The 15,220-nt window shown below is 71.0% G+C and carries 17 protein-coding genes, 1 tRNA gene and 1 pseudogene; 8 read left to right on the top strand and 11 right to left on the bottom strand.

What is annotated here, in order from left to right; all coding sequences use genetic code 11:
- Nucleotides 1–54: 54 nt before the first annotated feature.
- Nucleotides 55–1,170, bottom strand: a complete 1,116-nt coding sequence (locus AC5PYY_RS11870) for a ScyD/ScyE family protein (protein WP_493897013.1) — start codon at nucleotides 1,168–1,170, stop codon at nucleotides 55–57.
- A gap of 136 nt (nucleotides 1,171–1,306) precedes the next feature.
- On the opposite strand from AC5PYY_RS11870, the gene AC5PYY_RS11865 reads away from it, so the two are divergent.
- The 3 genes from AC5PYY_RS11865 to AC5PYY_RS11855 all read left to right on the top strand — a co-directional run bounded on the left by AC5PYY_RS11865 (nucleotide 1,307) and on the right by AC5PYY_RS11855 (nucleotide 2,781).
- On the top strand, nucleotides 1,307–1,465 hold the full coding sequence (locus tag AC5PYY_RS11865; protein ID WP_493897012.1) for a hypothetical protein: 159 nt from the start codon (nucleotides 1,307–1,309) through the stop codon (nucleotides 1,463–1,465).
- A 37-nt stretch (nucleotides 1,466–1,502) separates the two neighbouring features.
- Nucleotides 1,503–2,345 carry a hypothetical protein gene (locus tag AC5PYY_RS11860; protein ID WP_493897011.1) on the top strand — a complete coding sequence of 281 codons (843 nt, stop codon included), beginning with the start codon at nucleotides 1,503–1,505 and terminating at the stop codon, nucleotides 2,343–2,345.
- A gap of 106 nt (nucleotides 2,346–2,451) precedes the next feature.
- Complete coding sequence (locus tag AC5PYY_RS11855) at nucleotides 2,452–2,781, top strand: DUF4345 domain-containing protein (protein ID WP_493897010.1); 330 nt, start codon at nucleotides 2,452–2,454, stop codon at nucleotides 2,779–2,781.
- Between the two features lie 24 nt (nucleotides 2,782–2,805).
- Here the strand turns inward: AC5PYY_RS11855 and pdxS are convergent, their stop codons facing one another.
- Nucleotides 2,806–3,705: a pyridoxal 5'-phosphate synthase lyase subunit PdxS gene (gene pdxS, locus AC5PYY_RS11850; protein ID WP_493897009.1), complete on the bottom strand. Its 900-nt coding sequence runs from the start codon at nucleotides 3,703–3,705 to the stop codon at nucleotides 2,806–2,808.
- Between the two features lie 462 nt (nucleotides 3,706–4,167).
- On the opposite strand from pdxS, the gene AC5PYY_RS11845 reads away from it, so the two are divergent.
- Nucleotides 4,168–5,790, top strand: a complete 1,623-nt coding sequence (locus tag AC5PYY_RS11845; RefSeq protein ID WP_493897008.1) for an HNH endonuclease — start codon at nucleotides 4,168–4,170, stop codon at nucleotides 5,788–5,790.
- Between the two features lie 179 nt (nucleotides 5,791–5,969).
- On the opposite strand, the gene AC5PYY_RS11840 is transcribed toward AC5PYY_RS11845, so the two are convergent.
- Together AC5PYY_RS11840 and AC5PYY_RS11835 are read right to left on the bottom strand one after the other, a co-directional pair.
- Nucleotides 5,970–6,782 (bottom strand): inositol monophosphatase family protein, encoded by an 813-nt coding sequence (locus AC5PYY_RS11840; protein WP_493897007.1) that lies wholly within the window; start codon nucleotides 6,780–6,782, stop codon nucleotides 5,970–5,972.
- Nucleotides 6,779–7,363 (bottom strand): HIT family protein, encoded by a 585-nt coding sequence (locus AC5PYY_RS11835; protein WP_493897006.1) that lies wholly within the window; start codon nucleotides 7,361–7,363, stop codon nucleotides 6,779–6,781. The genes AC5PYY_RS11840 and AC5PYY_RS11835 overlap by 4 nt, the downstream gene beginning before the upstream one ends.
- Nucleotides 7,364–7,454: 91 nt before the next feature.
- On the opposite strand from AC5PYY_RS11835, the gene AC5PYY_RS11830 reads away from it, so the two are divergent.
- Nucleotides 7,455–7,934, top strand: coding sequence for a nitroreductase family deazaflavin-dependent oxidoreductase (locus tag AC5PYY_RS11830; RefSeq protein WP_493897005.1), 480 nt, complete (start codon nucleotides 7,455–7,457; stop codon nucleotides 7,932–7,934).
- A 3-nt stretch (nucleotides 7,935–7,937) separates the two neighbouring features.
- Here AC5PYY_RS11830 and AC5PYY_RS11825 read toward each other — a convergent pair whose 3' ends face one another.
- Both AC5PYY_RS11825 and thrS read right to left on the bottom strand, forming a co-directional pair.
- Entirely contained in the window at nucleotides 7,938–8,432 is a 495-nt protein-coding gene (locus AC5PYY_RS11825) for a hypothetical protein (RefSeq protein WP_493897004.1), read from the bottom strand.
- A 97-nt stretch (nucleotides 8,433–8,529) separates the two neighbouring features.
- On the bottom strand, nucleotides 8,530–10,509 hold the full coding sequence (gene thrS / locus AC5PYY_RS11820; protein WP_493897003.1) for a threonine--tRNA ligase: 1,980 nt from the start codon (nucleotides 10,507–10,509) through the stop codon (nucleotides 8,530–8,532).
- Nucleotides 10,510–10,643: 134 nt separating this feature from the next.
- On the opposite strand from thrS, the gene AC5PYY_RS11815 reads away from it, so the two are divergent.
- A complete protein-coding gene (locus AC5PYY_RS11815; RefSeq protein WP_493897002.1) occupies nucleotides 10,644–11,159 on the top strand; it encodes an NUDIX hydrolase in 516 nt (171 codons plus the stop codon).
- A gap of 87 nt (nucleotides 11,160–11,246) precedes the next feature.
- Here AC5PYY_RS11815 and AC5PYY_RS11810 read toward each other — a convergent pair whose 3' ends face one another.
- Genes AC5PYY_RS11810 through AC5PYY_RS11800 form a run of 3 tightly spaced genes read right to left on the bottom strand, consistent with a single transcriptional unit; the run spans nucleotide 11,247 to nucleotide 13,238 of the window.
- Nucleotides 11,247–12,032, bottom strand: coding sequence for a hypothetical protein (locus AC5PYY_RS11810; RefSeq protein ID WP_493897001.1), 786 nt, complete (start codon nucleotides 12,030–12,032; stop codon nucleotides 11,247–11,249).
- Between the two features lie 45 nt (nucleotides 12,033–12,077).
- Complete coding sequence (locus AC5PYY_RS11805; protein WP_493897000.1) at nucleotides 12,078–12,632, bottom strand: hypothetical protein; 555 nt, start codon at nucleotides 12,630–12,632, stop codon at nucleotides 12,078–12,080.
- A gap of 60 nt (nucleotides 12,633–12,692) precedes the next feature.
- Nucleotides 12,693–13,238 carry an MBL fold metallo-hydrolase gene (locus AC5PYY_RS11800; protein WP_493899399.1) on the bottom strand — a complete coding sequence of 182 codons (546 nt, stop codon included), beginning with the start codon at nucleotides 13,236–13,238 and terminating at the stop codon, nucleotides 12,693–12,695.
- Between AC5PYY_RS11800 and AC5PYY_RS11795 the strand changes: the two genes are divergently transcribed.
- Together AC5PYY_RS11795 and AC5PYY_RS11790 are read left to right on the top strand one after the other, a co-directional pair.
- The gene (locus AC5PYY_RS11795; protein WP_493899369.1) at nucleotides 13,143–13,478 is read left to right on the top strand and encodes a LysR family transcriptional regulator; all 336 of its coding nucleotides are present in this window, start codon (nucleotides 13,143–13,145) and stop codon (nucleotides 13,476–13,478) included. The genes AC5PYY_RS11800 and AC5PYY_RS11795 overlap by 96 nt on opposite strands.
- A pseudogene (locus AC5PYY_RS11790) lies at nucleotides 13,432–13,875 on the top strand (LysR substrate-binding domain-containing protein); the annotation flags it as partial. The gene AC5PYY_RS11795 and the pseudogene AC5PYY_RS11790, both read left to right, overlap by 47 nt.
- 254 nt (nucleotides 13,876–14,129) lie before the next feature.
- Here AC5PYY_RS11790 and AC5PYY_RS11785 read toward each other — a convergent pair.
- Together AC5PYY_RS11785 and AC5PYY_RS11780 are read right to left on the bottom strand one after the other, a co-directional pair.
- Nucleotides 14,130–14,203 (bottom strand) — tRNA-Val (locus AC5PYY_RS11785).
- 64 nt (nucleotides 14,204–14,267) lie between these two features.
- A complete protein-coding gene (locus tag AC5PYY_RS11780; protein ID WP_493896999.1) occupies nucleotides 14,268–15,197 on the bottom strand; it encodes an aminotransferase class IV in 930 nt (309 codons plus the stop codon).
- Nucleotides 15,198–15,220: the final 23 nt, after the last annotated feature.

Raw genomic sequence — 15,220 nt, 5'->3', positions numbered from 1 at the left:
CGCGTAGTCCCTGGGCGCGCCGCGGCCACCGTGGAGCGGTGCCAGGTCTCGGTCTCAGTCGAGCGGCACCCGCACCACCTGGCCGCCGCCCGGCACGACCGCGTTGATCGTGACATAGGCGTGACCGTCCCGGATCGCGAGACCGTAGGGCGCGTCCCACGGCCCGCCGACCCTCTCGGGCGCGCCGTCCTCGTCGACCCGCACCAGCGTGCCCGTCATGCCGTTCAGGAGACCCCGGCTGGAGATCTGGACGGCATACAGGTCCGCACCGTCCCACTCCAGGTCGGTGACGGTGGTCAGCCCGCCCGCATGGACCTCGGGCGTGCCGTCCTCGGCGAGGCGCCACACCCGGGATCCACCGTGCGGGAAGGGAAAACCGGTGAGCTCGGAGACGTACCACGCGCCGTCCGGACCCTGCGCCGTGGCGGTAGGCACCGCCTGCGCGGGGATCATCGTGCCGGGAGGCAGGTTGAGGAACGGGGGTGCCGGCGCGAGCTGGGGCGGGAAGACGGCCACCGTCTCGGTGCCACCGCGATCTGCACGCACGACGGTGTTGCCTCCCGCGTCGGCGACCAGATAGCCGTTGCGGTCGCGGGAGACGTCGACCGGGTTGCTGTCGACGCCGTCGCCCGCCGGGTCGGCGTCCTCGTGCGCGGCCAGGTCGGCGAGCACGACCGGCGTCTGGCGGGTGCCGGTGGTGCGCAGCTGCAGCAGCGTCCCGAGCTGGGCGCCGAGCTCTCCGAGCCCGTCGCGACTGTCTGCGGTGTTGCCGAGCCCCATCGTCACGAGGATGCGGGTCCCCTTCACCAGGATGCCGTGCGGACCGATGTTGTCCTCGGCGCCGTCCAGCGAGGCGAGCCCGGTCACGACGCGCTCCTGGTGCCCGGCCGGCGTGATCCGGGTGACCGAGCCGGTGTCGGTCAGGCACTGGGTGCCGAACTCCGGGTGCTCGAGGCACGGCCCGCTCCCGTCACCCTCCGCACCGCTCTCGGCGACGTAGAGGTCGCCGTTCGGCGCGAAGACCAGGTGCTTGGGTGCGTTGAGCCCCGTGGCCACCACGTCGTCGACGGGGGGTGGTTCCGCCTGAGCGGTAACGGGCGTCGCGAGAGCCGCTGCGAGGACGAGAGCGGCGGACGCGAGAGTGGCCGTGCGATGGGTGGATCGCTGCATGACACTACCCCTAGTCACAGGATGAATATGGCGTTTATCACGGTACGCCTGTGAAAGCGAGCCCGGCAAGGGTCAATCTCACCCTTCGGGGTGAGGGGCCCCTGACGGCATACTCCTGGGCAGGAGGTGCGTGCTGATGACTGCTCGACCACGCGGCGCGGTAGGGACGGCGCTGCTCGTGGCGGCGTCCTGCGTGGCAGCAGGGGCCCTGCTGCTCCCGCTCGACGCCCGAGGCGAGCACGCCTCGCCTCCGGGCACCAGCTCGACGCTCCTCCCAGATCCGTTCCCGGCCTAACGGCCACCTCGCGACGGTGTCGCTCGAGGACGGCTCCGTGCGGAGCTGGTCGATGCCGGACGGCCGTTCGACCGTGCCGATGGCGTGGTCGGGCGACGGTCGGCCGGTCTTCGTCGGCACGGTCGAGGGCGACATCGACAGGTATGCCTCGCTCGCCCCGCGGGCACCGTTCGTCGCCGAGGACGTGCGTCGCGTGGCGATCGACGGAGCCGGACAGGGCGAGGCGGCGCAGCTGCCGGGGCTCGCCGGGGTCAGCGGGATCGCCCCCCTGCCGCACGACGACGGACTGCTGGTGACGACCCGGGAGGGCACGGCGCTGCGCTCCGCCGACGGCATGGAGGTCGTGGTGGACGACGTCGGGCTCGGCGCCGCCACGGGGGCCGCGCTACGGCATACCGCGATCAGCCCCGACGGAGGGCGTGTGGTGACCGGCGGGGAGGGCTGGATCACGGTGAGTGCCCTGCGGGAGGGGGCGGTGGGCGGGTCGGAGGTTCTCGACCTGGCTGCCCTGGTCGAGGAGGCCGGATCCGGGCGGACGACCGACGCGCTCGGGTGGCTGAGCCCTGACCAGGTCCTCGTCTCGACCTACGACAACCAGACGACGAGCAGCCGGCTGCACCTGTGGTCGGTCGACGCCGGGACCGGCGAGGCCCAGGAGCTGCTGGTGGCCGAGCCTGGCTGGACTGGGGCAGCGATCGGCGAGATCTCGGTCGCGGGGGACCTGCTCGACGGTGCCGTGATCGGCGACCCGGCTCAAGTCGATCGAGGCCGCAGCTCCTTGCTCCGTGTCATCATGTGGGGAGGCGTCGGCCTGCTGGCTCTGCTGGCCGTAGGGCGCGGAGTGCGGACCTTCAGGCTCACGCCGACCGACGGTCAGTGACCCGGCCATGCCGGTAGGGGGAACCCAACCATGGGAAGAGTCCTGTCGATCCTGTCGACGGCCTTCGGCGGCGTCTGCTGCCTCATCGCCCTGGCGCACCTCCCGGATGGGTCCGGACTCCATCCCAGGCTCGGTGCCGGTCAACGCGACCATGGACAGCGAGGACCGCTTCTACGCCACCCTGTTCCTCGGATTCGGCGTCGCGATGATCTGGGCGGCGCGCGACCTGTCCACGCGGGGTGCGCCGTTTCTGGCGCTGCTGGCGGTCTTCTTCCTGGGCGGCATCGCGCGGGTGATCTTGGTCCTGGCTGTCGGGTGGCCGCACGTGCTCTTCATCGTCCTGGGCGCCGTCGCACTGCTCCTGCCGCCGGTCTTCTGGTGGATGCACCGACGTGCCCACCCCGGGCCGACCGGTGCGCCGCCTGCTGCACGCTGACGACCAGGAGTCAGCGCGCCGCGCTCACCACCCGCGCTCGGCCAGCCGGTGCGGCTGGGGGATGTCGTCGACGTTGATGCCGACCATCGCCTCACCGAGGCCGCGGGAGACCTCGGCGATCGTGTCGGGGTCGTCGTGGAAGGTCGTCGCCTTGACGATCGCGGCGGCCCGCTGCTCGGGGTTGCCGGACTTGAAGATGCCCGAGCCCACGAAGACGCCCTCTGCGCCGAGCTGCATCATCATGGCCGCGTCGGCGGGGGTCGCGATGCCTCCCGCGGTGAAGATGACGACGGGCAGCTTGCCGGCCTCCGCCACCTCCTTGACGAGCTCGTAGGGCGCCTGCAGCTCCTTGGCCGCGACGTAGAGCTCGTCCTCGGCGAGGGAAGTGAGGCGGTTGATCTCGGCGCGGATCGAGCGCATGTGGGTGGTGGCGTTGGAGACGTCGCCGGTGCCGGCCTCGCCCTTGGAGCGGATCATCGCCGCGCCCTCGGTGATGCGGCGCAGCGCCTCGCCGAGGTTGGTCGCGCCGCAGACGAAGGGAACGGTGAAGGCCCACTTGTCGATGTGGTTGGAGTAGTCGGCGGGGGTCAGGACCTCGGACTCGTCGATGTAGTCGACGCCCAGGCTCTGCAGGACCCGCGCCTCGACGAAGTGACCGATACGCGCCTTGGCCATGACCGGGATCGAGACGGCCTCGATGATGCCGTCGATCATGTCGGGGTCGCTCATCCGGGAGACGCCACCCTGGGCGCGGATGTCGGCCGGCACCCGCTCCAGCGCCATGACCGCGACGGCGCCCGCGTCCTCGGCGATCTTCGCCTGCTCGGGGGTGACGACGTCCATGATGACGCCCCCCTTGAGCATGTCGGCCATGCCGCGCTTGACGCGGGTGGTGCCGGTGGTCTGGGTGCTGGGCTGGGACATGCGGGGGTGGCCTCTCGTGCGATGCGGGTATGCCGTGGGCGAGGCCGCACGGGTTGCGCCTCGCCTGCGAGGGGGCCAAGTCTACGGCCGGGAAGGTGGCTCTCGTGACCACGTCGGCATCGCTCACGGCTTCGAATCCCACCTTCCCGAGCATCGCCCGCCACGACTCACGACACGCTGTGGACATATGTTCGACTCTGTCGGTGGTTTCCGGTAGTGTCGGAGACAAGGAACCAGATCGTGGGGGTCTGGTCGACCGAGCGCACCGAGGGGGTGGGCGAGATGGCGGCACCACAGCCGGAGCAGAGGACGCACGGCATCGGCTCCGCGCAGTCCCGCCCACAGCCGAGCAGCACCCCTGCCTCTGCCACCGGCCCCGCCACGACCAGCAGGGCTGCCTCACCCGAGGCATCGGCACCGCCTGGGTCGCTGGCTGGTGTGGAAGCGTGCCGGGACGCCTTGATGGTCGTGGGGAGCGACGACCTGCTCGACCTCAACGACTCCGCGCGGCTCGAGATGCTCCGACAGCTCGAGGAGCTGACCCGCAGCGCGGCGGCGGTGAGCGCCCGGCTCCAGGTCGACTTCGGCACCTCCCAGCTGGATCGGCAGCAGGCCGAGGGAGTCCCCCGTTCGCGCCGCGGCAAGGCCATCGCCGACGAGCTGGCCCACGCCCGGATGACCTCGCCCTACTGGGGCTCTCGCGAGCTGACCAGTGCCCGCGTGCTGGTGCAAGAGATGCCGCAGACGCTCGCCGCGCTCGCCGACGCGCAGATCAGCGCGATGCAGGCCCGCGCCGTGACGGAGGCGACGACCTGCCTGTCGACGGAGGACCGGGCCGAGGTGGACCGCAGGCTCGCGCCACGACTGGCCGGTTCGTCGACCCAGGAGATCACGGCCGCGGCGCGCGCCCTGGTCTACGAGATCGACCCGGCCGCCTACGTCGCCCGAGCCCGGAAGGCGGCCGAGGACCGGGGTGTGTCAGTCCGTCCAGCTCCCGATGTCATGGGGCGGCTGAGTGCACACCTGCCGGCCCACGAGGCGGTCGCCTGCTACGCCGCCCTGCGCACGCACGCGACCGCAGCCCGGGCCAGCGGAGATCCGCGCGGGCTCAACCAGCTCATGGCCGACGAGCTCTTCCAGCGGCTGACCGGTCGGTCCGTCGTCGACGGTGTCGACATCGAGGTCGGGCTCGTCATCACCGACCGCGCTCTCGTCGCGGGCACGTCGGACGCTGCCGAGCTGGAGGGCTACGGACCGATCCCGGCCGAGCTGGCCCGCCAGCTGCTGCGCCCCGACAACGCGGCCGACGACGACGCTGCCGAAGAGGTCCACGGATGCGGCGGAGCGCCGTCCGGTGAACGGCCCAACCCGACGTCAACGCCAGCGACCCCCGACCGGGTCCAGCTCTGCCCCCGGGGCGGCCGGTGCACCGACGCCTCCTGCGGCCTGCTTCACGGGCCGCCCGTCACACCTTCGGCACCGACAGGCTCACCGGCAGCGGCACATGAGGAGCGCCGTGCGACTTCGGTAGCTCCCGACAGTCCCCCGGCACCTGCGGCGTCTCGCGGCACTCCCCCGGCACCGGCACCGGCGCCGTCCCGTGACACTCAACCGGCACCGGCGCCGTCCCGTGGTACTCCCCCGGTAGCCGCGCCAGCAACCGAGCGTCGTCCCGCACCTTCCAGCGCCCCCACGTCGTCCGGCACGGACCCGGACTCAGACGTGGCCGACAGCAAGCGCGAGGCCGTCGTGTGGCTGCGCCGGATGTGGACCGATCCGGTGTCGCAGGTGCTCATCGAGCAGGACGCACGTCGTCGGAGGTTCACCGGTGAGGTGCGCCGGTTCGTCATCAGCCGCGACCGCACCTGCCGCAACCGCTGGTGCGGGGCACCGATCCGCGACATCGACCACATCATCCGGCACTCCGAGGGCGGCTCGGCGACGGCCAGCAACGGCCGAGGCCTGTGCCACCGCTGCAATCTGGCCCGCGAGCGTCATCGGCATCGACCAGCCCAGGACCATCGGATGGCACCACCTCTCCTCCCGACCCTCGCTCGCGACCCGGCGAAGCCGCGTGCCGGCTGAAGTGGTAGCTCGACCCTTGGCTCCTCAGTCGCCGGGCCAGCGCGCGACGAGCTGGTCGCGGACGTCCTGCAGCAACTGGGGCACGGCCTTGGCCTGGGCCAGGAAGGTAAGGGAACTCGCATCGTCCCTCCTCCCGACGCTCGTTCGTGACTCGGCGAGGCGGAGCGACGACGTCATTACTATGACGAGCCGAGGACGTCCACCACGTGAGGGGCGATGATCTCGAGGATGGCCTCGTGCGTGCCGGTGTCCGCGCTGACGACCAATCCTCGGCCGAGGTTTGGCAAGTCACCCGACAAGTCACTGATGATGCAGCCTGCGTCCCGGCACACGGCGATGGCAGCGGCATAGTGCACGTTGTTGTCGAAGGAGCCGTCCGAGACATAGGCAGCCCGCCGCCCCACGGCCGTCCACGCAAGCGCCAACGTGGAGGACGTCACTCGCGGGCTCCAGATCGCCCTCAGTCGAGGATCGGCGACGAGTTGACCACCCACGAAAGGTGCGCCCGGAGGAGCGTCGCAGTTGACCTCGACCAGCCGGGCAGCAGAGCTGGGCCTTGCTCGTCCAGCAGACCGCCCATCTCTCGCGCGACGGGTGAAGGACCGCTCACCGTCCGTCCAGAAGAGCTCACCGGCGACAGGGTCCGCCACCGCAGCTACCGTGACTGACCGGCCTTCGGCGAGGGCGACGTTGACGGCGACCCCAGGGGTGGTGGCAGCGAAGTTCACCGTGCCGCAGAGCGGGTCCACCAGCCATCGACGGGTGCAGGCTGGGCGTCCCCTTTCACCTAGCTCCTCGCTGTGCACGGCGTCTTGCGGGCGCTCCTGGGCCAGAACGTCCAGGATGGCCCGCTCGGCGTCGAGGTCCGTCTGTGTGACGAGATCTCTCAGGCCCTCTCCGGTCCGCACGTGCGGATTGCCGTAATCACGCCGCACGATCTCGGCACCGGCTCGGACCGCGCGGATCGCGACCTCGACATCGCCGAGCGTCACGGCGAGCGGCTGGGCCAGTGCTCCACGAGCTGCTCGCGCACGTCCTGCAGCAGCTGTGGAACGGCCTTGGTCTGGGCCACGATGGGGAGGAAGTTCGCATCGCCCATCCACCGCGGCACGACATGCTGATGCAGGTGGGCGGCAACCCCGGCGCCCGCCACCTCGCCCTGGTTCATGCCGATGTTGTAGCCCGCCGGATTGCTCGCCGCGGTGATGGCGCGGATCGCCGAGCGGGTCAGCTCGGTGAACTCGCTCGTCTCGTCCGGCGTCAGGTCGACGTAGAGCGAGAGGTGCCTGTAGGGGCAGATGAGCAGGTGGCCGGGGTTGTAGGGGAAGAGGTTGAGCACGACGTAGCAGTGCTCACCGCGATGGACCACGAGGCTCTCGTCGTCAGCCTGGTCCGGGGCGACGCAGAACGGGCAGCCGGTCCCCGCATCCGGGCCGGGGCGCTCCCCGCGCACGTAGGCCATCCGATGCGGGGTCCAGAGCCGCTCGAAGCCGTCTCGGACGCCGGCGAAACCCTCCGCGTCCTCGCTGTCGGGCAGGTCCCCCGCCGGGACGGACGCGGAATCCAAGATCATGCCGGTGAGTCTAGGTGCCGCACCCACAGCCAGTCAGATCGCGCACCCACCGTGGCCGGAATCCGGCGGCACCTCCGACCGTTGATCCACCATGAGCACCGACGAGACTCAGCCCACCCACGACCTCGCCGACGCCGCGATCGGCGACCCTGCGGCATACCTGCCCGAGAAGAGCGGATGGGTCGCCGACCAGCTCAAGGCCATCGACGCCGCTGGTGACACCCGCGCCGCGGACATCCAGGGCAGAAGCATCGTCGTGATCACCATGCGAGGTGCCCGCAGCGGCATGCTGCGCCGGGTGCCCCTCATGCGGGTCGAGCACGAGGGCAGCTACCTGGCCGTCGCCAGCAAGGGTGGCGCGCCCGAGCACCCCGCGTGGTTCCACAACCTCGTCAAGAACCGCGACGTGCTCGTGCAGGACGGCACCAGCCAGCGGCCGCTGCGCGCCCGCCTGCTGGAGGACGGCGAGGAGCGGGAGGCCTGGTGGGAGCGGGCCGTCGTGGCGTTCCCCACCTACGCCGACTACCAGGAGAAGACCGACCGGCAGATCCCGGTCTTCGTGCTCGAGTGACCCTCAGGCCCGCGTGGGCAGAGCGACCGAGCGGACCTGACGCACGTCGGCGCGCACGGCATCCAGCACCGGACCGGGCAGAGTCACGTCCGCCGCGACCTCGACGCGGTCGGCACCGAGCCCCCTCCCCCAGGTGACGACCTCGCGCACGAGAGCGAGGCATACCGCCTCCTCAAAGGCGCCACTGACCGCGCCGAGCGCTGACAGGACCAGCAACCGGGGCACGGCGCCCGCCAGGTGAGGCAGCATCGTGCGGCGCACGAGCGCCACGCCGACGTGCTGACCGTCGTGCTCCGCAACCCAGGCGGGCAGGTCGTCGGCACGGCGGTGCCAGGCCGCGGCGAAGGCCCGCACGTGCTGCGGTCGCTCGGGATCGGGGTCAGGGTCGCTCCCGGCGCGCAGCAGCGCCTGCTTGTGCAGGGCCCCGAGCAGCAGCGCCTCGTCGTCGTTGACCGCGCGCACGCGGATGGTCTCCGCGACCTCGCCCAGCGTCGGCATACCGCCTCCTGATCCTCCGGTATGCCGTGATCCTAGCCACGGATGGTGCGGCGGCGGGCGGATCCGGGCTGGTCAGCCCCGTCCGAGGTCGGCCGTGTCAGACCTGCACGCGGTCGCGCACGGCGGCGACGATCCGCTCGACCGCCTCGTCGACCGGCACGGCGTTCTCCTGCGACCCGTCACGGAAGCGGAAGGAGACCGCACCCGCCTCGACGTCGTCACCGCCGGCGATGAGGATGAACGGCGCTTTGGACTTGCTGGCGTTCCGGATCTTCTTGGGGAAGCGGTCGTCACCGTGGTCGACCTCGACCCGGATGCCCTGGGCGAGCAGCTTCGCGGCCACCTCGTCGAGGTAGCCGCCGAAGTCCTCGGCCACGGGCACGCCGACGACCTGCACCGGCGCGAGCCACGGCGGGAACTGGCCGGCGTAGTGCTCGACCAGCACCCCGATGAAGCGCTCGATCGACCCGAACTTCGCCGAGTGGATCATGACCGGGCGCTGACGGCTGCCGTCCGCCGCCTGGTACTCCAGCTCGAAGCGCTCGGGCTGGTTCAAGTCGTATTGGATAGTGGACATCTGCCAGGTGCGACCGATCGCGTCGCGCGCCTGCACCGAGATCTTGGGGCCGTAGAACGCCGCGCCGCCCGGGTCGGCCACGAGGTCCAGCCCGGACTCGTCCGCGACCTCCTGCAGAATCGCGGTGGCCTCGGCCCAGTCCTCGTCCGAGCCGATGAACTTGTCCTTGTTGGCGTCGTCGCGGGTGGACAGCTCGAGGTAGTAGTCATCCAGCCCGAAGTCGTCCAGCAGCGACAGCACGAACCTCAGCAGGTGCCGCACCTCGGCCGGAGCGTCCTCCTTGGTGACGTAGGAGTGCGAGTCGTCCTGGGTGATCATCCGCACCCGGGTGAGCCCCGAGAGCACCCCCGACATCTCGTCGCGGTAGACGGTGCCGAACTCGAAGAAGCGCAGCGGCAGGTCACGGTAGGACCGGCCGCGGGAGCGGTAGATGAGGTTGTGGATCGGGCAGTTCATCGCCTTGAGGCGGTAGGGATGCCCGTCGACGTCCATCGGGGGGAACATGCCGTGGCTGTAGTACGGCAGGTGACCCGAGGTGTAGAACAGCTCCTCGCGGGAGATGTGCGGGGTGCCGACGTAGGAGAAGCCCTCCTCGATGTGCCGTGCCCGGACGTAGTCCTCCATCTCCCGCTTGATGACGCCGCCGCGCGGGTGGAAGACGGGCAGCCCCGAGCCCAGGATCTCCGGGAAGGAGTAGAGGTCCATCTCCGCCCCGAGCTTGCGGTGGTCGCGTCGCTCGGCCTCGGCGAGTCGTTCCAGGTAAGCTCGCAGTTCTTCTTTGCTCGGCCAGGCGGTGCCGTAGATGCGCTGCAGCTGCGGGTTCTTCTCGCTCCCGCGCCAGTAGGCCGCGGCGCTGCGCATGAGCTTGAAGGCGTTGCCGATGATCTTGGTGCTCGGCAGGTGCGGGCCGCGGCACAGGTCTCCCCAGACGACCTCGCCGGTGCGGTCGAGGTTGTCGTAGATGGTCAGCTGACTGCCGCCGACCTCGACGCTGGCGCCGTCGGCTGCGTCCTCGGCCGAGCCGCCCTTGAGCCCGATGAGCTCGAGCTTGTAGGGCTCGCCAGCCAGCTCCTCCCGGGCCGCGTCGTCCTCGATCTCCCGCCGGGCGAAGGTCTGCCCGGTGTTGATGATCTTCTGCATCGCCTTCTCGAGGCGTTTGAGGTCGTCGGGGGTGAACGGCTCCTCGACGTCGAAGTCGTAGTAGAAGCCGTCGCGCACCGGCGGACCGATGCCGAGCTTCGCGTCCGGGAAGGTCTGCTGCACCGCCTGGGCGAGCACGTGCGCGCACGAGTGGCGCAGCACGTCGAGACCGTCAGGCTCGCTCACCAGGACCCGCTCGACGACGTCTCCGTCGGCCAGCACGTGCGCCAGGTCGCGGAGCTCTCCCCCGACGCGCGCGACGACGACCTGCCTGTCGTCGGCGAAGAGGTCGCCCGCAGTCGTGCTCTCGTCGACCACTCGCTCGCTGCCTGCGACGATGACGGTGATCTGGCTGGACACGCTGGGTCTCCTCGGGGGTGATGGGGTATGCCGTACCCGTCCCCGCGGGTGGGGGACGAGCTGTCGGGCCAGCCTACCGGCCGGGGGTCGGTCGGCCCCAGGGGATATCGGGCCGCAGCCTAGGGTGTCCGGGCATGGGAGCAGTGCAGGATCGCGAGCCGCCGGACGGCATCAGCAAGCACTTCACGGTCGCCGTCTTCGTCATCTACGAATGCCACGTCCTGCTCCACCCGCACCCCAAGGTCGGGCTCTGGCTCCCCCCGGGCGGGCATATCGAGGCGCACGAGCTGCCCGATGATGCGGCGCGACGCGAGACCGTCGAGGAGACCGGCCTCGAGGTCGAGCTCGTCGGTGAGACCGGGATCAGTCACGACTCCCCCGGGTCGCCCAGGCAGCTGCTGCGTCCGGAGGGGATCCAGGTCGAGGACATCTCGCCCGACCCACCGCACCAGCACATCGACCTGATCTACTTCGCGACCCTGGCACCTGGGTGGGACGCGGGACCGGACGGTATGCCGGTGGTCCGGGAGGACGAGGGCATGGTGTGGCTCGATCGTGCCGGGGTGCGCGCCCGACCGGTCACCGACGAGGTGATGAAGTGGGTCGAGCTCGCGCTGACGGAGGTGCCCGGCCGGCTCGCCGGGCGATGACGACGGACGACCCGCCCGGTCCACGGTAGGACCGGGCGGGTCGTCGTGGTCGTGAGCCCTGAGAGGGTCAGGGCGTCATCGCCGACGTCAGCTCTGGGTCAAGCGACGACCCAGGACCAGAGCGCCCGCACCCGCGAGCAGCGTGCCGACGCCGAGCCACAGGGCGCCGTTCACCGGTCGCTCGCTTGGGCCGTCCGTCTCCACGGGCGGTCCCGTGGGCTCGGGGTCGGTGGTGTCCGGGTCGGTGGGCTCGGGGTCGGTGGTGTCCGGGTCAGTGGGCTCGGGGTCGGTGGTGTCCGGGTCGGTCGGCTCGGGGTCGGTGGTCCCCGGGTCAGTGGGCTCGGGGTCGGTGGTCCCCGGGTCAGTGGGCTCGGGGTCGGTGGTACCGGGATCCGTGGGCTCGATCGGAGCAGTTCCGGTGCACACGATGACCCAGTTGATCTTGGTTGCGTCCTCTGGCGCCGGGTAGGCCTTGCCAGTCACCGGATCAAGCACCAGCCTCTTTCCAGACCGGTTGCCCTGCAACCGGAGTGCGATGGCATTCGGGTAGACGGCCGGGTCGATGGTGTAGCTCTCCGCGTTGAGGGCAGTGAACTTCTCGCAGCTGACATCGGTGTAGCCGTGGGCATCGGTCAGGTGACCCGCGAGCTGGCCAGCGGAGCCGTAGGCCGTGTAGTCGTCGGTGTCGTCGGTCTCGGCGAAGGCGGCGACCGGCACAGTGGCCAGCAGCGCGGCCCCCACGCCGGCAGCAAGGGTTCGGGACAGTCGCATGTGCTTTCCTCCGGTGGGTGTGGCGAATGCGTTCCTGTGGAAAGTCACATGAATCACATACGCCTCATTCACAACAGAAATCACACTGATGTCAGCCCGCACAGAAGTGTGGGATTTGCCCGGCGTGTCGTCGATGGTGCGGGGGTCTCAGGTCCGGCGTGCCCACCCCGTCCGCCGAGCCCAGTCCGCCGGCGGCTCGTAGCTCTCGTCCCAGGGCATGGGGGCGTAGGCACGGCAGGTCGGCTGCCTCGGCCCCGGCCACTCCGCGCCGAAGGAGCGCCGGCACGGGCAGCGCTGGGGTGTGTTGGGGTTGGCCTCCACCCGGAAGCGCGGCGGCTTGGATGAGGCGCGATAGTCGAGCCGGGCGCCCGTGAGGACCGTGAGCGCCGCCGGCTCGACCAGGAGCCACGCGCCCGGGCAGCCGAACCATTCGGCCTCGACGTTATCGGCGCTCCCACCCGGATGATGCACCGGCCTGACGCCACGGTTCTCCTTCCCGCCAGCATCGTCCTCGCTCCCGCCGTCGATCTCCTCAGGGGCGAGCGCGGCATACACGTAGGTCGTGCCGCAACACCCGCCCTCGGCCAGCCCCACAAGCACGCCGCCGAGCACCTTGATCTGCTCGATCGCTGCCCTCGTGACCTCGAACGGTGGGAATCGGGTGGCCTGGTCCATGCCCCCCGAGGGGTTCGGCTCATCCATACCCGGTGTCTATCAGCCGGCTCCGACAGAGGCGCCCGCACCACTGCATCGCGGACCGGGTCACGCGGTGATGCCGGGACCGCACTCGTCGTCGTGCTCGCCCAGCGCCCAGGCGGCGTGCCGCTCGGCGCAGTCGTGCACCGCTTGGCGCGCGGCGCTGGTGATCGCCGCCTCGAAGTTGCTGTAGAGCCAGTCGAACTCCCAGCGTGCGACGTCGCTGGCGATCCGTCGCACAATCGCCGCCGACAGCGGCCACCGGTGGGGATAGGACCGCATGAACGACGTGGTCCCGTCGAGGTTGACGAAGATGGTGTCGCCAGCGAGGAGCACGCCCAAGCCGTCGGCGCCCTCCCAGTGCACGACCGCGCTGCCCGGGAAGTGCCTGCCCGGCTGGGCGGCGGTGACGCCGGGCACGAGCTTGCGGGTGCCGGTCCACAGCTCCAGGTGCGTGGGCTGGTGGCCGAGCCACTGCGCGTCGACCTCCGGCACCCAGACGGGCACTCCCCAGAACTGCACCAGCTGAGGTATGTCGTCGCGCTCGATGAGGAGCGCAACTTCACCCGGGCGGCGCGCCGGGAGTTCGTGGTCCAGTCGGCGCTGAGCCACCAGCTGGCCAAGCTGGAGCAGGAGATCGGCGCACGGCTCTTCGAGCGGTCCAGCCGGAAGGTCGAGCCGACAGCGGCGGGCGAGGCGATGCTGCCGTGGGCCCGCGCCTGCCTGGAAGCAGCCGAGCGGGCGACGGCCGTGCGGCGGCCGCCCAGGGGGTGGTCCGCGGGACCACCAGGTCGGCGTCATCCCGATGCTCGCCCGCCCCGACCTCCCGTCGCTGCTCGGCCGGCTGCGTGACGCGCACCCCGAGGTGGGCGTGCGGGTGCGGGTCGCGGCGAGCGATGCGCTCATGGAGCAGGTGCGCGCCGGGGTCCTCGACCTCGCCGTGCTGGGCCTCGCCGACGGGGTGCTGCCCTCAGGAGTCCAGCACCGCGAGATCGGTGAGGAGCGACTGGTCGCGGTCGTGCCGGTCGACCACCCGCTCGCCGGTCGCGCGGCGGTGTCGCTTGCTGACCTGGCTGACGAGCCGCTCACCGACTTCGCCGCCGGGAGCACCGGCCGGGCCCAGGGCGACCTCGCCTTCGAGCAGGCGGGGCTGGGGCGGGCGGTGCCCTACGAGGCCGCCACCCCTGACCTCATAACCCGGATCGTCGGAGCCGGGCTGGCCGTGGCGCTGCTCCTGCCCGGCCTCGACCTGCTGCCGACCGTGCGCACCGTGGAACTGACCGACGGACCCAGGCGGTCGACATACCTTCGCCTGGCAGCGGAGCTGGCAGTCCCCCGCCGCGCGTGCGGCGCTGGAGCTGCTGGGCGTGTTCGGGCAGTGACGCCGGTCCGTCCCGGCGGCGCGCCGATCGAGAACGGCCACAGCGTTCACGTGAACGCTGTGGCCGATCTGGGCGGGAGTGTCACCGGGACGGATCTGGTCCGGGGCAGAAGGGGAGAGGGTGGACGTGAAGGGACTCGAACCCCTGACCTCTCGCGTGTGAAGCGAACGCTCTAACCAACTGAGCTACACGTCCGGACACGCCCGCAGGCGCGAGAGACGATCTTAGCCTCCCGCGCCCGCGCGACGAAATCTGCGGTTCAGACGCCGCTCGCCGGGTCCGGGGCCTCCGCCGCCCGGCGCGCGAAGACCTCCCGGGCCCGGCCCGCCACCGGTGCGTCACCGAGCTCGCGCGCCGCGATCGAGGGGGTATGCAGCAGCTCGCCCGAGGCGAGCTCGACCGGCTCGGCGACCTCGAGCCGCGTGAGCGGGGTGATGTCGCGCAGGCTGCTGGTGAGCCAGATCTCGTCGGCGTCGGCGAGCGCCTCGACGGGCAGGTCGCCCTCCTCGACCTCGATGCCGTCCTCCCGGAGCCACTCGATCGTCAGCCCCCGCGTGACGCCGGCCAGCGGGCCGCTCGCCAGCCGGGGGGTGCGCACCACTCCCTCGTGCACCACGAAGAGGTTGGTGCCGGTGCCCTCGCACAGCAGGCCAGAGGTGTTGGCCAGGATCGCCTCGTCGCACCCCGCGGCCTTCGCCGCGGAGAGCGCCACGACGTTCTCGGCGTAGGAGGTCGACTTCACCCCGGTGAGCGCCCCCCGCTCGTTGCGGGTCCAGGGCACGACCAGGGCGGTCGCGGTCGGGGCCGGCGGCTCCTGGGCCATCGCGGTGACCAGATAGGTCAACCCGCCGGCCAGCCGCTCGCTCCCGAGCGGACCCACTCCCCCGGTGACGGTGTAGCGCAGCCGGCCGAACGGCATACCTCCCTGCGACAGGACCGCGTCGATGCCCTCCTGGATGCGATCCCGGTCCAGCTCAGGCAGTCCGAGCGCGGCGAGCGAGCGGTCCATCCGGTCGTGGTGCCGGGTCTGCGCGAAGACCACGCCGTCCGTCACCTTGCAGGTCTCGAACACCCCATCGCCGACGGTCACCCCGTGATCCAGGGCACGCACCGTGGCGGAAGGGCCCCGCAGCTCACCATCGACCCAGACCCGGATGTGCTGCGTGGTCTCGCTGCTCGGCTCGCTCATGTCGGGAGAGTATGCCGTGGCTA

The organism is Serinicoccus sp. JS2-9 (assembly GCF_059025165.1).
This window is presented reverse-complemented; position numbering and strand designations above follow the sequence as displayed.